The following is an 18,070-nucleotide window of genomic DNA, read 5'->3' on the forward strand; positions in this document are numbered from 1 at the left end:
GCTGTTTGCAATATTATGACCTGATTATCAAAAAATTATGCAGCTTGAGATTTGGCTTGAAGTTTTTGTTTATTTCCTAACAGTCTAAAATCACTCGGATTAAGCTTGCGTGTTTCTAACCAAAACTTCCAAGTATATGTAGGCCAAAGCGCAAAGTTTTTACCGCCATCCTGTTGATACCAACTCACACAACCTGACTGCCAAACGGTACCTTCAAGTTGCTTTTGAACTTTTTCATTAAATTGATCTTGAATTTCTGCTTTAACGACTACAGCTTGCGTTTGGGTTTTTTGCACCATCTCAATCAACTGTAAAATATAATTGACTTGGGATTCGATCATGAAAATAACAGAGTTATGCCCTAATACAGTATTCGGTCCAAGTAATTGGAATAGATTTGGAAAGCCTTTGGTAATGACACCATAGTAGCTTTCTGCACCATCTTTCCAAGCTTGTTTTAATTCAAGACCATTTTCCCCATAGCAATCAAAAGATTTTAAGTAAATGCGTGGATCAGTAATAAAACCAGTACCATAGATTAAACAATCAATTTGGCGTGCTTTACCATCTTTCGTGATGATGCTGTCTTCCGTTATTTCTTGAATAGCATCAGTAATCAGTTCAACATTGTCACGATTGAAAGTTGGAAAATATTTATTTGAAATAAGGATGCGTTTACAGCCCATAACATAATCAGGAATGAGTTTTTTCGCTGTTTGTTGATCTTTGACTTGGAATTTAATGAAGGCTTCAGCAAGTTTTTGACCGTATTTCATGATTTGTGGTTTAACAATAGGTACTACACGCGACTCATTCGACCAATATAAACGGGCACGATGTAGTTTTCTAAACCATTCAAAGCGCTGAAATAGCTTTTTATCAAGCGTATTGTAGGCACGCTCATCACGTGGGATTACCCAAGCAGGTGTCCGTTGTAATACATAGAGATTTTTGACTTTGGCAGCGATTTCAGGAATGTACTGAATTGCACTTCCTCCAGTCCCAATGGAGGCAACATTCTTTTGATTTAGATTATATTTATGGTTCCATTGAGAGGAGTGAAACACTTCACCTTTAAATTTTTCAATGCCTTTAATCTGTGGAATTTGTGGAACATGCAGAGGACCAGATGCAAAAATAACAAATTGTGCATCAATTTGCTGACCATTTTTTAATGCTAAATGCCAATTAAACTGATCTTCGTCATATTGTGCAGAAATCACTTCTTGGTTAAATTGAATATATTTTTTTAAATCATATTCTTGAATCAAATCTTGGATATAATCAAAAATCTCAGGTGCTTCCGCATAACGTTTTGACCAATCAGTTTTGGGGGCGAATGAAAGTGAGTACATGTGTGATTGAACATCACAAGCAGCACCAGGGTACTGGTTTTCACGCCAAGTACCGCCCACATCATTGGCTTTTTCAAGGATAATGAAGTCATGGATATTGGCTTGTATTAAGCGAATTGCCATGGCTAATCCCCCAAAACCTGCTCCAATAATTGCAACTTGTGTTGATTTTGCTTTAACCGCAGATGTTGTACTCATTTTTCTTTACTCTGAGTTTTCCAGTTTTGCATAGAATATAGAAATTGTAGAATTTGAAATATGATTGCACTGACATGAAAATTGATATATTCGGCAATTTCCAAAAAGTTGACTTTGTAGTAAAAAGTTTGGGTGAAAATGAAATGATGATGAAATGAAGCGATCGATTCTCGGTTTAATGTATTTAATTCATGGTATGCGTAATGCGGGAATTGATGTTGACTCACGTCTTGCAAGTGTCGGGATTAAAGCTGATGCACTTGATCCGAGTTCAATTATTCATCCCAGTTTAGAGTGGGATATTCAGAAAATTATCGGTCATGGTGTACAACCTGAAACAGGCTTATTCATTGGTCAGCATTATTCTCTAGCGGGATATGGTCCCTTATTGATGCTATTGGTGACTTGCAGTAATGTCGGTGATGCAATTCAAAATGGGATTCGTTATCAAGGTTTGACCTATCTGTATGGAGCACTCGGGCTTGAAAAAGGTCATCATCAAATTGCACTGACTTATCAACCAGTGGATTTGGAAACCGAAATGGGTTTACTTCGGGCGCAATGTGAAATTTCTGGGACCTATAAATTTCTTGATGATATTTATAAAATGATGGGATTAACTGCACCAAGTGTCAGAATTGAATTACCGTTTCAGCAACCTCAAGATTCCGGTATTTTAAAACAATACCATGATTATTATGGTTCAGATTTACACTTTAATTGTGATAACGCTGCATTTTGGATTAATGAAGATGTGATGCAATTGTCCATACCTTCAGCTGATCCCATTACCCATCGGGTGTATGAGGCAAAATGTATTGCTGAAATTGAGCGTTTAAATGCTGAGGAACAGAAAGTTGCTCCGCTGATTCAACGTGTCAATGATTATTTGGAATTACAACAAGGTGTTATTCCATCGATGGCTGAGGTTGCACAGGCTTTAAATGTTCCTGAGCGTACCTTGCGCCATCAGTTGCAACAATTGAATACCAGCTATAAACAGATTCGAGAGCAGTTAATTAAACATAAAGCTTTACGTTTGATTGAATACAAAGAGTATTCGATTGAAGTGATTGCCGAATTGTTAGGCTATTCAGAACCCGCGGCATTTAATCATGCGTTTAAGCGTTGGTTTGGACAAAGCCCGCGACAGTACGGTAAATAAACAGGTGGTGTTAAAATGAAATACAGTATCGAAATTATGCCAAAGTTTTATTTATCAAAAATGAATCTTCGATATACTTCCTTTAGCCTTTAAAAGTAACAATACGATATGTTATTAGATCAGAATAGAACTTCTTCAACAGCATTTACTCCCGTTTCACCTGCTGAGCGTTATGCCAAAGCATTATCCTCTGGGCAATTTTTACCAGATGACGCTCAAGCACAAGCAGTACATGAGCTGGAACGTGTATGGCAAGAGCTGATTAATCGTTATAAAGCTTCAAAAAAGGCTTTTCGTCGTTTCCGTCGCCAAACAGCGCCAAAAGGGGTTTATATGTGGGGTGGCGTTGGACGAGGAAAAACATGGTTAATGGATCAATTCTACGATTCCATCCCATTTCGTCGTAAAACACGCATGCATTTTCATCACTTTATGCAATTTGTTCATAAAGAACTTAATAAATTATCTGGGCAGCGTAATCCTTTGGATATTGTGGCAGATCAGATTTACAAAGAAGCGGTTGTTATTTGCTTTGATGAATTTTTTGTGTCCAATGTGACTGATGCAATGATTTTGAGTGACTTGTTCCAGAAATTGTTCACTCGTGGCATTACTTTAGTAGCGACCTCAAATATTGCGCCAGATGGCTTATATAAAAATGGTATCCATCGAGATCGTTTTACCCCAACCATTGAAATGGTGAAAACCCATTGCGTCGTTTTAAATGTAGATGCTGGGGTAGATTATCGTTTACGGGTATTGAAACAGGCACAATTGTTTAAAGCGCCGCTGACCGATGATCATAAAGTGTGGATGGCAAAACGTTTTAGTGCTTTGACAGCTTCACAGACGGTGTCGGAAGAACCTATTACGATTAATAATCGTATTGTTGAAACTCTGGGACATACTGAAGATGTATTATGGTGTGATTTCAGAGAGCTATGTATGAAGCCGCGTAGCCCATCTGACTTTATTGAAATTGCAAATATTTATAATACTGTTCTTGTGAGTAATGTACCGCATTTGACTGATTTGCTTTCAGAAGGAACACGTCGTTTTATTTATTTGGTCGATGAGTTTTATGATCGTGGAGTAAAATTATTATTAACTTCTGAAGATTCAATTATTGAAATTTATCAAGGTGAAAAGCTTGCCTTTGAAATTGAGCGTACACGTTCGCGTTTGCTAGAAATGCAGTCTGATGAATATTTACAGTCTGAACATCGTCTGATTAAAGGCAACAGTGAATTAGAAGTTGAATAATTGATTTATGTATGTAAAAAGCGATCTTGGTCAACAAGATCGCTTTTTTATGAGATGCTCATAGTGCAAGCTATAGTCAAACCGCCTGATTATTCATACAAGTGATTTGGATGATTCATTTATTTTGTACTTTTGAATCATAAACAGTCTTGCTATCACGAGGCGACATGGATGTCGCCATGTTGAACGGGGGTATTAGGATGTACCCCTCGCTCAACGGAAGATTTTTTTTACTTTTCATCTCTGAAAAGTAGAGTATCGCCTACGCAAAACAATTTAAACTTTAGAGCTAAAGCGTGGCAGTGCAAGGCTTATATCATCAAACAATATATTGATCGTTTTAATTTTATTGATCAAGAGAAATGATATTCTACTGTATGAATTTTTCAACAGATTGAATATATAAATAAAACTTCAAGCTCAATATTTTCCCATCCGCATAAGCTGATGGGAATGTATTGAATGATTCTTTAGACACTTCGTCTGCAAAGATAGAAGTTAGCCCACTTGAATTTCTGTAGTAGGGTGGCGCACACGACTTTTATTCGGGGTTGCAATCAAATAAGCTAATGTAAGAGGACCTAGACGTCCAGCAAACATGAGACAAATTAAGGCAATTTGACTGCCTGCATGCAGATTTTCAGTTATCCCTCGCGATAAACCAACAGTGCATGCTGCGGAGACCGCTTCAAATAGTAAATCTAAAAACTTTTTATCTGGTTCAAGGATCAATAAAGTAAAAAAACCAATCAAAATCAAAAGAGAAGTGATGGCTATGACTGCAAGGGCTTTAAATGTAGCTTGATGAGAAACAGAATGACCAAAAACTGTAATTTCATCTGAACGTTTTAAAAAAGTGATGACACTTAAAATCATAATGATAAATGTACCCACTTTAATCCCACCCGCAGTACTGAGCGACCCACCACCAATAAACATTAGCACCATGGTGATTAAGGTAGAAGCATTGGTCATACTGCTGACTTCCAAACTGTTAAAGCCTGATGAGCGAGGAACAGTTGCATGAAACCATGCGTTAAGTGCTTGGTCACCAAAAGACATAGGTGCAAGTGTGAGTGGATTAGATGCTTCAATCGCCCAAATCACGATAAACGCAAACAGATTGAGCCCAGCAATGGTCGACAGAATTAGTTTGCTGTTGGTTGAAAGTTTCTTCCAGCGTTTGGCTTTCTTAATGTCCATCAATACAACAAAACCAATACCACCAATGATATATAGCATACTGATGGTAAAGGTCACCATGTACTGATCCGAGAAACTCATTAAGCTGTTGGGGAATAGTGAGAATCCACCGTTGTTAAAAGCAGAAATACTATAAAATAGGGCATAGAAGAAAGCGTGTTCTAGGTCGTAATGATGCGACCATGCCATGGTCAGAATACCCGTACCAATCGCTTCAAAAAATAATGAATAGAGAAAAACACCTTTAACAGTAAAAGTTGCTCTTGCTAAACTGGTTTGTCCAATGGTTTCTTGCGCCATAATTTGCTGTTTGAGCCCAATCTTGGACGATAGACTTAGTGCAGCGAGGATTGCGAAGGTCATAAATCCCAGACCACCACATTGAATCAAGATCATGACCACCACTTGACCGAAAGTGGTCAGTGATTCACCGATATTGACGACGGACAGCCCTGTGATCGTTACTGCGGATGTCGCCGTAAACAGAGCATCTACCCAAGTCAAATCACCTTGATGGGCAAAAGGAAGTTTGAGCAACACTGTTCCAATAATAATAAAACTCAGAAAACCTAAAGCGAGTAAGCTTGGAGGGCTGAGATTGATACTGTTGTGTTGCTTGTTGATCAGTTCTTTTTTAGATAAACGCATAGTTATAACTATAAGAAGCGAATCGAAAATTGTCTGAGCATTTCTACAGGTCCTTCAAGAATTAAAATGTCTTTTTCCTGTAAAATTGTGCCAGGTGCAATATCATAGAGGACATGAGATCCACGTTGTAACAATAAAGTGGTGAGTTCTGGGGTATTTTCCATGACAGTTTGAAACTGAGCGCCTTGTAAGTTCGCACCAATTTCAATTTTTACGATATAACGATCATTATTGAGCGCCATATAGCGTCTGACCATCGGATAGCTTAAAGACTGGGCAACACGGATTCCCATATCTTCTTCAGGGTGAATGATTTTACTGATTCCCAAATGCGATAAAATCATGTGGTGGGATTTAGATTTGGCTTTGACAAAAATCTTTTCAATACCCAGGTTTTTGAGATGAAGTACGCACAAAATACTGGCTTCAATATCTTCTCCAATTGCAACTACAACAGCATCACAATTTTTGATATTGAGTTCATCTAAAACATGTTCATCTGTTGCATCTGCAATGACGGCATGACTGATTTTATCTGCAATGTTTTCTACATTTTTCTTTAATGTATCAATACCAATCACATCATGGTTTAAGTTGGTGAGTTCAAGCGCAACAGCTTCACCAAAACTACCTAAACCGATAACAGCGAACTGCGCCATTCTACAAAATCCTTATCTCAGCACTGAAATTGTGTGAGCATTATCATCTTCAATTTTTATATATTTTATATTTAAAGTATTCAATCGCCAATCTCGAAACCTTGAATATAAACTGATATATGTAAATAAAACCTGAATTATGTCATAAAACCTTCAAATGAGTTAGCTATGCTCAGTCAAGGTATACAAAATTGATCTTCATCAAGATTTAGTTCTTTAAGTAAGTATAAGAAAATGGACGATAAAAAAATTTATAAAATACTCCAACATTGGTTCCCTGAATTGAAGCAAAGGGATATACCAAAAAAGAAGTATCGTAAAAGTTTTGAAGAGTTTCTGAATTGGATGGCTGCTGAAAAATTCGGTGGTCGTTTTCGTGCGTATTTGATGAAAATAGATCGCATGGAATTTCATGAAAATCAGATTGAGCGAAGTGCGGTATTTCATGAATATGCCGTTGATGGTCTAGGTATTCAAAGTACCATTCGTCAAAGAGCTCAACCTTTATTTGATCATTATGAATTGCATAAAGATGTTATTGGACGTTATTATAATGTGCAAGATCAAGTCTATGATATTGTATTTGAAGAAATATTAGCCGAAGCAAAACAGCATCAGCATGAGTTGCTTCTGATCTACGCTGAAGATTATTATTGGTTGATTGTTCCCAACCATGAGCATAAAATCGAAAAATTCTGTAAACATTTTAATAAACAATTTCATGATGAAGATGTCAGTATTGAGCACTATGCATTATTTGATTGTTCTAGATCGACTTGAGGTTTAAATTTGCTTTTCACTAAGCTAACAATAATATGATGAGAGATTATAATGCCACATAAAATATACCCACTTCTTCAAGCAACTGTTGCTGAATTAAAGACACAACCCATTCCTGTAGACGATGAATTCGATTCTTTTGATGAATGGATCAATGAACAGCATGATTTCCTACATTATTTTGAATTAAAAGATTATTATGATAATGGAATTGAAGATAACTTTTATTTTAAAAAGCACAATGTTGACACTGAACAATTGCAAAATGAAATTGAAAGAGCCGTTGGGGAACTCTTTGAACAATTTGAAGATGCTGATGATGTTTCATTTGAAGACCAAATGGATGTGATGGAACGTACAGAGGAAATCATTTTTGATGCGATTAAAAAAGTAGCCAACCAATACCAGTTATCATTATTAGTGGTTTATCGAGAGAATCCATATTGGATGTTGCTACCTACGCAAGATGAAGATCAATTAATTCAAATTGCAGATGCTTTTAATGAGGCATTTAATGATGATGGTGATTTAAATATGGTCGTATATTGAGTATAGGTCGCTTTATTGTATGATTGTTTTAAATATTTGATCTATACGTTTTAACTTCTTAAAACCCTTTCGACTCTTAAAAAGTAAACTACGTGAAATTATAGCGATATTGATAGTTCTATCTTGCATTGCAAAAGAAGGAGATTGAGTAACTATTTTTGCTGAATGACGGTTCGGGAAAGAGTGATGAATCAAGCAAGTCTATTATTTTTATAAAATGGATATAAATAGCCCGTAAAGTATTACGGGCTATTTATAGGCTTCATTAAATTTATTTCAAGAAACGTTGATAACCGAGATTATTGGTAATTTCTTGGTATGGATAATTGATATTTTCCAAAGTCTCAATTAAACCATCTGGGTTTTGTACGGCATCTTCTGCATCCAAGCCAACCAGAACACGACCTTCTGCTGCACCATGATTACGATAATGGAATAAGCTGATGTTATGTGTAGGACCCAAACGTTCAAGGAAAGTCAATAATGCGCCAGGGCGTTCAGGGAATTCAACTCGGAATAAACGTTCATTGGCAATATCTGCATGACCACCAATCAAATAACGAATATGCAGTTTTGCGACTTCATCATCAGATAGATCATCAACATCATAATGAACTTTCAATGCTTCATAGATGTCATGGCGTTCTTTTTCACCAAATTTCAAACTAATACCGACAAAAACCTGAGCTGCTGAAGCATCACTTGCGCGATAGTTAAATTCAGTGATATTACGACCTTGTAAAGCACGACAGAAGTTAAGGAAAGAACCTTTTTCTTCTGGGATCGTAACTGCAAAAATCGCTTCTTTACGTTCACCTAATTCAGTTCTTTCAGCAATATAGCGTAAACGGTCAAAGTTCATGTTTGCACCACAAACAATTGACACCATGTTCTTGCCTTCAAGCCCATGCATTTCTACATATTTTTTGATACCTGCCAAAGCCATTGCACCAGAAGGTTCTACGATACTGCGACATTCGTCATAAGTATCTTTAATCGCTGTACAGATTTCATCGGTGTTGACTAAAACAACCTCTGGCTCAACAATTGGTCCTGAAAGATCAGATTTTTGTAATTGAATAACTTCAAATGGTTTCTCACCAATTTGAGCCACAGCTGTGCCATCAGCGAATAAACCAACAGAAGGTAAAATCACGCGTTCTTTAGCTTCTAAAGCGGCTTTTAGACAGGCAGATTCATCATATTCTACAGGGATGACTTTGACATGTGGTGCGACATCTCCCAGATACGCTGCTACACCTGCAATAAGACCACCACCACCAACCGCAACGAATACATATTCAACATCGCGCCATTGACGTAAAATTTCATTGGCTATCGTTCCTTGCCCAGCCATCACCAGTTCATCATCATAAGGTGGAATAAAGGTCATGCCTTCATCTGCTGCACGTTGAATTGCATATTTATTGGCAACATCAAAAGAATCGCCGTGGAGAACCACTTCACCACCCAAACGTTTAACGGCTTGTACTTTAATATCGGGTGTGGTTTTGGGCATCACAATAATGGCGCGAATACCTAACTTTTGACCAGATAAAGCCACGCCTTGTGCATGGTTACCCGCAGAAGCAGTAATAACGCCACGTTCCAACTGAGATTTCGGTAATTGGCTGATACGGTTATAAGCACCGCGCAGCTTGAAAGAAAAGACAGGTTGTAAGTCTTCGCGTTTGAAGCGAATGTTATTGTTTAGTTTTTCACTAATTCGTGGCGCTGCTTCGAGTGGGGTTTCGATTGCAACGTCATAGACCGTTGCCTGTAATATTTGTCGAACCAAACGAGACAGCATGTTAATTTTCCATCTAACAGTTTAAAATGAGCATCCATTGTAACAAACCGTTGCACCTTTGCGTTTTAAAATTATGCAAAATGTGCAGGAAATTGAAATTTAATTGAGAGATGTCATGAGCCTTTATGCAACCCAGGATGAGAAAAAACAAGCTGCAGCCCAAGCCGCTTTAAAACACTTACCAAAAGGGGGCATTTTGGGTGTGGGAACTGGAAGTACAGTCAATTTTTTGATTGAGCTTTTGCCTCAACTTCAACTTGAAGCTGCGGTAGCAAGTTCTGAGGCGACTGCGCAACGCCTTAAAAAGTTAGGAATTGAGGTGGTTGATATGAACCATGTCGGTGGTTTAGATGCCTATGTGGATGGTGCGGATGAAATTGATCGTCATATGCATATGATCAAAGGTGGTGGTGCTGCACTGACACGCGAGAAAATTGTTGCTTCAATTGCAAAAAAGTTTGTATGTATTGTCGATGATTCAAAATGGGTTGAGCAATTAGGACGTGAATTTCCGTTACCAATTGAAGTGATTCCTATGGCACGCTCAGCAGTTGCACGCAAAATCGTCTCTTTAGGGGGTGATCCGACTTATCGTGAGGGTGTTGTTACTGATAACGGTAATGTGATTTTAGATGTTTTTAATTTGAATATTTTAAATGCGCTTGAATTGGAAAAGACCATCAACGATATTCCAGGTGTTGTATGCAACGGGATTTTTGCAATCAATAAAGCTGATGTTGCCATCGTTGCAACCAATAATGGTATTGAAGAGCGTACAGCGATCTAAATATTAGTTCTATTCCTGTTAAACCCTTCTTGGAGAAGGGTTTTCTTTCTTCTAGGGCATTGGGGTAAATTAAATTTAGAGTTATATGACAGCCACACTTCCTGAAATTAAAATTACTCATCATGCACGTGCCACACGTTTACGTTTACGTGTTGAACCATCTCAAATTCGATTAACTGTGCCCAAGTTTTGTACTCAACGTCAAATTGATGATTTTTTAAAACAGTCAGAACAATGGGTGATCGAAACATGGCAAAAACAGCAACAACATATTTCGCTTGTTGACCGAAGTTTACCATCTACATTGAAACTATTTAATCTGCAACAACCACTCAAGATTATTTATCAAAAGCAAAGGCAAGCCTATGTTTTTGATGAGCAATCACTTACCATTTTGATCAGAGATCATCAAGCTGAAGTTTATTTAAAAAAATTTGTAATTCATTATGCTCAACAGCATTTGCCCAAGTACTTACAACAAATCAGTGAACAAACAGGTTTAAAGTATAAACAGTGTACAATTAGACAACCTAAAACCCGTTGGGGAAGTTGTACTTCTCGACATGACATTATGTTGAATAGCGCATTGGTATTGTGTGATTTACAGATCACACGCTATGTATGCATACACGAATTAGCGCATACTCGATATTTTGATCACAGCGCTACATTTTGGTCGGAAGTTTCGAAATATGATCCGAATTATAAGCAACATCGTCAAATTTTAAAAAATGGAACTTTACCTTGGTGGTGGAGCTGATCCAATCGTAAAATAAAGTGTAAATTTTAAAAAAATAGCGTTGGAAAATAACATGGCAATAAAAAGAATCGTCAGTAATATTCAGGCTTTTGACCTGACCTTGGCGCAAAAATTTTATGCTGACTTTCTAGGCATGGATTTAGTCATGGATCATGGGTGGATCAAAACCTATGCTAATTATGAAATGATGCACCCTCAAATTAGCATTGCATCACAAGGTGGAAACTCAACAGTTGTACCTGATTTTTCAATCGAGGTAGATAATGTTGATGAACTGTATCATCAGGCAGTGAAGTTGAATTTGATCATCACGTACGCGTTGACTCAGGAAGAATGGGGCGTAAAGCGTTTTTATGTCAAAGACCCATTTGGAAAAATCATCAATATATTGCAACATATTGAATCTTAGATTTATAAAATGATAATAGGATAGGTGTTCAATGCAATGGAACAAATTGGTCCCCGAACTAATCGTAAAAGATTTGCATAAAAGTTATCAGTTTTGGGTGGAACTTTTGGGTTTTACTGTTATGTATCAGCGAAAAGAAGAACAATTTATCTACCTTGATCTGGATGGTGTACAGTTTATGCTGGAACAACAACAGGAAGGGCAATGGCTTACTGCAGAGTTAGATTATCCATTGGGACGAGGGATAAACTTTCAAATCGAAGTTGAACAGCTTGATGAGATTTTAAGTCGTTTAACTTTGGCTCAATGGTCACTGTTCAGTGAGTTGGAAGAATGCTGGTATCGTGCAGATGATGTAGAGCATGGTCAAAAACAATTTTTAGTCCAAGATCCAGATGGCTATTTATTACGTATTGTTGAGGTGCTTGGGGAAAGACCAATTTAACTTGATAAAGAGTGAAATGCCATAAAAAAGATGCTTGGAACGATGATGAAGATCCGATATTTTCAACCACAAGATATGCTGCCATTGAGTGAACTTTTTTTAGAGAGTCGAAAGAAGAGTTGGTCATGGCTGGATTCTTCGAAATGGCAACTTGGAGATTTTGAGGTATCTACGCAAAATGAAATTGTTCTCGTTGCTGAAAATAATCAACAATATTTGGGCTTTGCTTCTATTTATCTTCAAGATAATTTTTTACACCATCTCTTTGTTGCTCCAAGTGTACAAAATCAAGGCGTAGGCAGCACTTTGTTAGCGTCGGCAGAAAAACTGTTTAATGACACAGGCTATCTCAAATGTTTATCTGAGAATAAAACTGCGCTGGCTTTTTATAAACACCATGATTGGAAAGCAGTCAGTACAGGTGAAAGTGATGATGGCGCTTATGTATTGATGTCTAAAGAAAAAATTATAAAGTAGTCCTATTCACCCATTGTTTAATTTTATTGACTATTTGTTCGGGTTGCTTAATCCAAGCACTATGTTGATTTCCCTTGATGGTTTGGGTGAGATCTAAAGTTTCGACAATTGGCTGTTTGAAATAATGACTTAAACCCAACATCGATGACATTGGTGCAAAGTCATCATCCTTTAGAGCAATAAATAAGGCTGCATTTTCAACAATCTTTTGCTGAGTGATGATGTGTTTATAATTTCCTGTAAAGACAACTTTTGACCAATCTCGCATTAAAGATTTGGCTTCTCGATTGCCAAAGGCAATTTTATACCCAGCAAAATAACCATCTTTTAAAATCATGGCATTGATAACACTAACCGCTTTTAAAATATTGATTTTGCCTTTTAAGTCCCAGTTTTTTAGCCCGATATTGCCTGCTGCTATACCAATAACTGTATTGTCATGGCTTTGGGCATACAATGTCGCCAAATGCCCACCTAAACTATGACCCAATAAAATAGGTGATTGAAGATTTGCGTCTAAGGCAACCTGTTCAAGTTGTGGAATAAAATCACGAATAAGATCGGCATAACCATAGTCAATTTGAGCAGATACATGAGGTGTGTTGCGTCCACAATATGGATAATCTGCAACAACGAGATTAAAACCATGATTTGTGAGCAAAGAAATTAACTTTTCGTATTTATTTATAGCTACGCCTAAAGCAGCCAATATAATAATGGTGTGTTTATTTTGTGGGTGAAAATAAAGCTCAACAAGGATAGGATGTTGTTGAAAATATATCGTTTTTTTGGTTAAGGTGTTATTCAACATTTGATTATTCCTTAAAAATATTGAGCTGAATCATATAGGGCAATCCTAATCTAGAAACCAAAGCTGTGCGGGATTGAGGATGATTAAGCGATTCCTTATGTAAAAGTTTTTTGAAATGCGAATTAAATTGAGTTCGAGGATGCTGTATCAACACATCTTCAGCATATGTTTTTGAGAATCGTGCATAATCAGTGCCAATCACATCGCATGAAGTCGCTTGTTGTAGCAAGAGAGCCTCTATCGGTAAATCTTGATTAGATTCATCTAAATACCCATTCATATGTAGACAAATAGCTTCAGAAATAATCTTTGTTCTTGATGCATCATACTGATGTTTTAGACATAAACTTTCCGAACGTAAGGCGCTTTCATAAGTAAAGCAGTTACAAGAATATTGATCCAAATGCTCAACTAAACCTAAATCGTGCATTAAGCAGGCAATGACAAAACTCTCTTGGTCAAAATGCCAGTCTTTGCTATGTGCTATACCGACTCCCCAAAAAAAGCTACGCCAGGAATGGTGGAAAATTACTCGATCTTGTGTGTTTTCTAGCTCAGCCATTGCCTCTTTAACCATAGGTGTATCAGGGATTTGAACATCGTGTAATGCAAAATGAGTATGATTAACATGAGACTGTATAAAGGTTTTGGCGTACTTATACGTGGTTGGAAGTAAAGTCTGTTTGAGCAGGTTGATTTTTTCTTTAAAGCTTAGACTTCCTTGGTTGATTTCCATCCATTTTCGGGATCCGATCATAACAAGATATTCCTATTGTTAATAATTAGAGTAATTGCTCTAATTTATTCTCTCTGAATTTATTGAGGAATACAAGAAGCTTTAAATCAATAGTGAGTGAAGCTGAGCTTTGTTCCTTGTGTGGATAAGCAACTTCTAATGGTTTTTAATAGAGTTGGTGATATAAAATAGATGAGTTGTCTGATTAGAATAGGCTTGAATTGAATCAAAGGTGTGATAAAAAAGAGTATAAAATTTAGATTTTCATCGCATGGAGGAAATGAAACTCTTAAAAACAAATCAAATTACAAAATAATATGACTATTTTTAAGCATTAATTGGGCGTGTGAAAAAAAATACTCTAAACTTGTCGACTTTCCGATATTTCCTATTTCTTATCATAAAGATATCAGACGTGAATTTTGCAGATACTCATTACTTTATTTTAATTGTACCCATCTGCCTGATATTAATGGGTAGTTTACTTCTGATTTGTCACTTCTTTTTTAAAGCACCTACATATTTATTTTGGTTGGGGATTGGTTATATTGTGCCGTCATTTTCTTTGGCTTCACAAAGCTTTATGACCAACCAACAGTTGACATTAACAGCACCACTTTTAGGCTGTTTCTATTTACTCGGAGCTTGGGCAAGTGCTTATGCCATGGCATTACGCAAAGATGGCAACGCTCACAATCTATTGGCATTTGCTTTAATTGCTTTAACACTGCCGTTCATGATTTACTTTTCATATGTTGATGAACAGCTTTGGATTAGAATGCTGATTTTAAATCTAGCCATTGCGACGATTGAGTCTTTGGTTTTGCCCTCACTTTTTAAAGATTATCAGCATCGTGACTGGCTTAATAAATTAGTAGATTATTCTTATCTTTTCATTGTTTTATATACTTTTTCCCGTAGCATTATTGTTTACTTCTGTCTGCAAAATATTCAATCGAATATGCTTGTAGATTCTGCTTGGTGGCTCATGATGTTAGCTGCAAGTATTCTGTTGAGCTTGTGGTTTGCGATTATTGTTGTTGGAACACTGGTTCGGGATATCATTTTAAAACTGAATGATGATCGTTCAAGAGATCCACTGACACATTTGCTTAATCGCCGTGGGTTCTATGATGCTGCAAAAACAAGCTTAATTGATTTATCTCAAACACAATATTTTGTATTGATGTGTGATGTTGATCATTTTAAAAAAATTAATGACACCCACGGGCATTTGATTGGTGATCAAATTTTACAGAGAGTCAGTGATTTGGTCAGTCAAAATGTTGGAGAAGAAGACTTGGTTGGGCGTTTTGGAGGAGAAGAATTCATTGTTCTATTACAGGCTGCCGATGCTGAACTTGCCTATAAAATTGCTGAGAAAATACGTATAAGTATTGAAAAGGAGGTTTTTTCTTCTAAAAATATCTTATTAACAGCCAGTTTCTGGCTTGTTCAGTTACAGTATCGAAATTTAGCACTCGGTATAGAATCTGCAGATAAATGCTTATATGCCGCCAAACGTGCTGGTCGTAATTGTATTATCCAGGGCTAATGAATGCACGGATAGTTAGAAATTAAGATTTGCAATGATATTAAAAATGATAAAAACCAAGTAAAACAGTTTAGAAAGCATAAACTTCCTGTCATACTACTGTCCAACAGAATGGATACTTTTAAATCGAGGTAAAAAACGTGATTTCAGTGGGTATTGTCGGTGGAACGGGTTATACAGGCGTTGAATTGTTGCGTCTTTTACTGCGACATCCAAATGTTCAAGTGAATGTACTGACATCGCGTACTGAAGATGGTCGTCGAGTAGATGATATGTTTCCTAGTTTACGTGGACATACGTCACTTCACTATTCAGATTTAAAAATTGATGAACTAAAAAAATGTGATGTAGTATTTTTCGCGACGCCGCATGGTGTTGCAATGCAACATGCCAAAGAGTTATTAGCATCAAACACCAAAGTTATTGATTTAGCAGCTGATTTTCGTTTGCATAATTTAGCTCAATTTGAAAAATGGTACGGTATGCAGCATGCTTGTCCCGACATTTTAAAAGATTCAGTATACGGTTTGTCTGAGCTTAATCGTGAACAAATTAAACAAGCCAAGGTGGTTGGGAATCCGGGTTGTTATCCTACAACTGTACAACTGGGTTTAGCGCCTTTGTTCAAACAAGCTGCAACATTGGTTAAACCTGAAAGTATTATTATTGATGCAAAATCAGGTGTTTCTGGTGCGGGACGTAAAGCCAGTCTAGGTATGATCTATTCTGAAAATGCCGATAACTTCAAGGCTTATGGGGTTGCAGGACATCGACATCATCCGGAGATTGTCGAAGCACTTGAAAATATTTCAGGTCAACAAGGTGTATTTGATCACATCCTCTTTGTACCTCATCTGGTGCCGATGATTCGTGGTATGCTCAGTACAATTTATATTGATCTGACTGATGAAGGTGAGCAGGCTGATTTACAAACACTTTATGAGCAGTTTTATGCTGATGAAGCCTTTGTCGATGTAATGCCAGCCAACAGTTCACCAGAAACACGTTCAGTACGTGGTGCAAACCAACTAAGAATTGCGTTGTACAAACCACAACCGAAAAAGTTGATTGTATTATCGGTGCAAGATAATTTAGTTAAAGGGGCTGCAGGTCAGGCAGTACAAAATATGAATTTAATGTTTGGTTTTGCTGAAGATGCCGGTTTACAAGGTATCGGATTATTACCATAAAAAACGCTTTATAACTTCACACACATTTAACTTTGCGGTTAAATGTGTGTTTTGATGCGATCAATACTTTAGAGATGACGATGCAGAACACAGAAACAAATACCGCGTCACAACCAGCTCAAACACCAAAAAAACCTTTTCTAAAAGGCAATATGCCGTTGGTGATCGGGGGTGTCGTATTATGTGCGGGTAGTGTACTTTTAGGCTATACAGTTGGACACCGCCAAGGACTGACGGTTGTTGGTTTTGATGCAGACGCAGAACAATTGGTAGAAGTGGTTAAACAACAAAAAACGACACTGGCTACGTTAAATAAAAACTTAAATGCGACTGTACAAGAACGTGATGTGGCTGTTTCTAATGCCAATGATTTATTAGAAGCATTGAATAAAGCCAATGCAGAAAAATCACAAGTCGATGTGATGAGTGCAATCTACCGTGAAGTGTTAAAACAACGCGGTGGTTTAAGTTTAACGATTCAAAATCTCGCAGTTAAACCTTTGCCTGAAAATGCTTATGAATATCAACTTGATCTGATTCAAGTGAGTCCAAGACGTGCAACAGGTACAGTGGAAATTCGCTTAATTAGTGGTACAGAAGTGTTGACTGTGCCAATGAGTGATGCGAACTACAATTTTACGGATTATGAGCGTTTAACAGGTCGCTGGACGATGCCGAAAGGTTTCAACCCACAATTTATCGAAGTGCGTTTAAATGGTGCTACGCCAGTCATTAAGCGATTCAGTTGGTCACGCGGAAAGGCTGTGGATAGTGCAGCCGCATTTGCTGCTGAGGTACCTCAAGCAGAAGCCAATTCTCAATAAATCATAAGTATTTTGGAAAATATGCGAACTAATAAGCGTCAAATGAGTTTAAATGAAGTGAAATCATCGTTCCGTGATTCAGGATATGTAGATTGGCATTTGAATATTCGTGCAAGCCAATCTGAAGATCCTCATCACGAACAGGGGGATGTTGCTGTCCAAACAGCGCCCCCTGAAGTAAAAAGACCACCGATGTATTCAGTCATTTTACTAAACGATGACTATACGCCAATGGACTTTGTTATTGAAATTTTACAACAATACTTTGCTTTGAATCTTGACCAAGCCACTCAAGTAATGTTAACAGTACATTATGAAGGCAAAGGTGAAGCTGGCGTATATCCGAGAGATATTGCGGAAACAAAAGCCAACCAAGTAAATAACTACGCTCGATCTCAAGGTCATCCATTACTTTGTCAGATTGAGCCAAAAGAATAAGGGGGTTT

Annotated in this window: 19 protein-coding genes; 13 read left to right on the forward strand and 6 right to left on the reverse strand. The window is 37.2% G+C overall.

Features of this window, described 5'->3' with window-relative positions:
- Nucleotides 1-35: 35 nt before the first annotated feature.
- Nucleotides 36-1,553: a flavin-containing monooxygenase gene (locus AAV97_RS08285; RefSeq protein WP_046760314.1), complete on the reverse strand. Its 1,518-nt coding sequence runs from the start codon at nt 1,551-1,553 to the stop codon at nt 36-38.
- 154 nt (nt 1,554-1,707) lie between these two features.
- On the opposite strand from AAV97_RS08285, the gene AAV97_RS08290 reads away from it, so the two are divergent.
- Together AAV97_RS08290 and zapE are read left to right on the forward strand one after the other, a co-directional pair.
- Nucleotides 1,708-2,718 carry an AraC family transcriptional regulator gene (locus tag AAV97_RS08290; RefSeq protein ID WP_046760315.1) on the forward strand — a complete coding sequence of 337 codons (1,011 nt, stop codon included), beginning with the start codon at nt 1,708-1,710 and terminating at the stop codon, nt 2,716-2,718.
- 108 nt (nt 2,719-2,826) lie between these two features.
- Nucleotides 2,827-3,981: a cell division protein ZapE gene (gene zapE, locus AAV97_RS08295; RefSeq protein ID WP_046760316.1), complete on the forward strand. Its 1,155-nt coding sequence runs from the start codon at nt 2,827-2,829 to the stop codon at nt 3,979-3,981.
- Between the two features lie 498 nt (nt 3,982-4,479).
- Here zapE and AAV97_RS08300 read toward each other — a convergent pair whose 3' ends face one another.
- Both AAV97_RS08300 and AAV97_RS08305 read right to left on the reverse strand, forming a co-directional pair.
- On the reverse strand, nt 4,480-5,832 hold the full coding sequence (locus AAV97_RS08300) for a TrkH family potassium uptake protein (protein ID WP_046760317.1): 1,353 nt from the start codon (nt 5,830-5,832) through the stop codon (nt 4,480-4,482).
- Between the two features lie 8 nt (nt 5,833-5,840).
- Nucleotides 5,841-6,491, reverse strand: a complete 651-nt coding sequence (locus AAV97_RS08305; RefSeq protein WP_004830966.1) for a potassium channel family protein — start codon at nt 6,489-6,491, stop codon at nt 5,841-5,843.
- A 234-nt stretch (nt 6,492-6,725) separates the two neighbouring features.
- Between AAV97_RS08305 and AAV97_RS08310 the strand changes: the two genes are divergently transcribed.
- Together AAV97_RS08310 and AAV97_RS08315 are read left to right on the forward strand one after the other, a co-directional pair.
- Nucleotides 6,726-7,271 (forward strand): hypothetical protein, encoded by a 546-nt coding sequence (locus AAV97_RS08310; protein ID WP_046760318.1) that lies wholly within the window; start codon nt 6,726-6,728, stop codon nt 7,269-7,271.
- A 51-nt stretch (nt 7,272-7,322) separates the two neighbouring features.
- Nucleotides 7,323-7,820: a hypothetical protein gene (locus AAV97_RS08315; RefSeq protein WP_046760319.1), complete on the forward strand. Its 498-nt coding sequence runs from the start codon at nt 7,323-7,325 to the stop codon at nt 7,818-7,820.
- A gap of 271 nt (nt 7,821-8,091) precedes the next feature.
- Here the strand turns inward: AAV97_RS08315 and ilvA are convergent, their stop codons facing one another.
- Nucleotides 8,092-9,630 (reverse strand): threonine ammonia-lyase, biosynthetic, encoded by a 1,539-nt coding sequence (gene ilvA / locus AAV97_RS08320; protein WP_004830962.1) that lies wholly within the window; start codon nt 9,628-9,630, stop codon nt 8,092-8,094.
- A 115-nt stretch (nt 9,631-9,745) separates the two neighbouring features.
- Between ilvA and rpiA the strand changes: the two genes are divergently transcribed.
- The 5 genes from rpiA to AAV97_RS08345 all read left to right on the forward strand — a co-directional run bounded on the left by rpiA (nt 9,746) and on the right by AAV97_RS08345 (nt 12,508).
- Nucleotides 9,746-10,417: a ribose-5-phosphate isomerase RpiA gene (rpiA, locus tag AAV97_RS08325; RefSeq protein ID WP_004830961.1), complete on the forward strand. Its 672-nt coding sequence runs from the start codon at nt 9,746-9,748 to the stop codon at nt 10,415-10,417.
- Nucleotides 10,418-10,502: 85 nt separating this feature from the next.
- Nucleotides 10,503-11,177, forward strand: coding sequence for a M48 family metallopeptidase (locus AAV97_RS08330; RefSeq protein WP_046760320.1), 675 nt, complete (start codon nt 10,503-10,505; stop codon nt 11,175-11,177).
- A gap of 52 nt (nt 11,178-11,229) precedes the next feature.
- Nucleotides 11,230-11,586, forward strand: a complete 357-nt coding sequence (locus AAV97_RS08335) for a glyoxalase superfamily protein (protein ID WP_046760321.1) — start codon at nt 11,230-11,232, stop codon at nt 11,584-11,586.
- A 31-nt stretch (nt 11,587-11,617) separates the two neighbouring features.
- A complete protein-coding gene (locus tag AAV97_RS08340; protein WP_004830958.1) occupies nt 11,618-12,031 on the forward strand; it encodes a bleomycin resistance protein in 414 nt (137 codons plus the stop codon).
- Nucleotides 12,032-12,073: 42 nt separating this feature from the next.
- Complete coding sequence (locus AAV97_RS08345; RefSeq protein WP_228129472.1) at nt 12,074-12,508, forward strand: GNAT family N-acetyltransferase; 435 nt, start codon at nt 12,074-12,076, stop codon at nt 12,506-12,508.
- Here AAV97_RS08345 and AAV97_RS08350 read toward each other — a convergent pair.
- Both AAV97_RS08350 and AAV97_RS08355 read right to left on the reverse strand, forming a co-directional pair.
- A complete protein-coding gene (locus AAV97_RS08350; RefSeq protein WP_046760322.1) occupies nt 12,498-13,319 on the reverse strand; it encodes an alpha/beta fold hydrolase in 822 nt (273 codons plus the stop codon). The two genes, AAV97_RS08345 and AAV97_RS08350, sit on opposite strands and share 11 nt — an antisense overlap.
- 4 nt (nt 13,320-13,323) lie before the next feature.
- Nucleotides 13,324-14,076, reverse strand: a complete 753-nt coding sequence (locus AAV97_RS08355) for a hypothetical protein (protein WP_046760323.1) — start codon at nt 14,074-14,076, stop codon at nt 13,324-13,326.
- Nucleotides 14,077-14,527: 451 nt separating this feature from the next.
- Here AAV97_RS08355 and AAV97_RS08360 point away from each other — a divergent pair, with 451 nt between their 5' ends.
- The 4 genes from AAV97_RS08360 to clpS all read left to right on the forward strand — a co-directional run bounded on the left by AAV97_RS08360 (nt 14,528) and on the right by clpS (nt 18,062).
- On the forward strand, nt 14,528-15,610 hold the full coding sequence (locus AAV97_RS08360) for a sensor domain-containing diguanylate cyclase (protein WP_046760324.1): 1,083 nt from the start codon (nt 14,528-14,530) through the stop codon (nt 15,608-15,610).
- Between the two features lie 140 nt (nt 15,611-15,750).
- A complete protein-coding gene (gene argC / locus AAV97_RS08365) occupies nt 15,751-16,800 on the forward strand; it encodes an N-acetyl-gamma-glutamyl-phosphate reductase (RefSeq protein ID WP_046760325.1) in 1,050 nt (349 codons plus the stop codon).
- An 80-nt stretch (nt 16,801-16,880) separates the two neighbouring features.
- Nucleotides 16,881-17,624 carry a DUF6776 family protein gene (locus AAV97_RS08370; RefSeq protein WP_004830952.1) on the forward strand — a complete coding sequence of 248 codons (744 nt, stop codon included), beginning with the start codon at nt 16,881-16,883 and terminating at the stop codon, nt 17,622-17,624.
- 21 nt (nt 17,625-17,645) lie between these two features.
- Complete coding sequence (clpS, locus tag AAV97_RS08375; RefSeq protein ID WP_004830950.1) at nt 17,646-18,062, forward strand: ATP-dependent Clp protease adapter ClpS; 417 nt, start codon at nt 17,646-17,648, stop codon at nt 18,060-18,062.
- Nucleotides 18,063-18,070: the final 8 nt, after the last annotated feature.

Source organism: Acinetobacter sp. Ag2 (genome assembly GCF_001005515.1).
GTDB classification, from domain to species: Bacteria; Pseudomonadota; Gammaproteobacteria; order Pseudomonadales; family Moraxellaceae; genus Acinetobacter; species Acinetobacter bereziniae.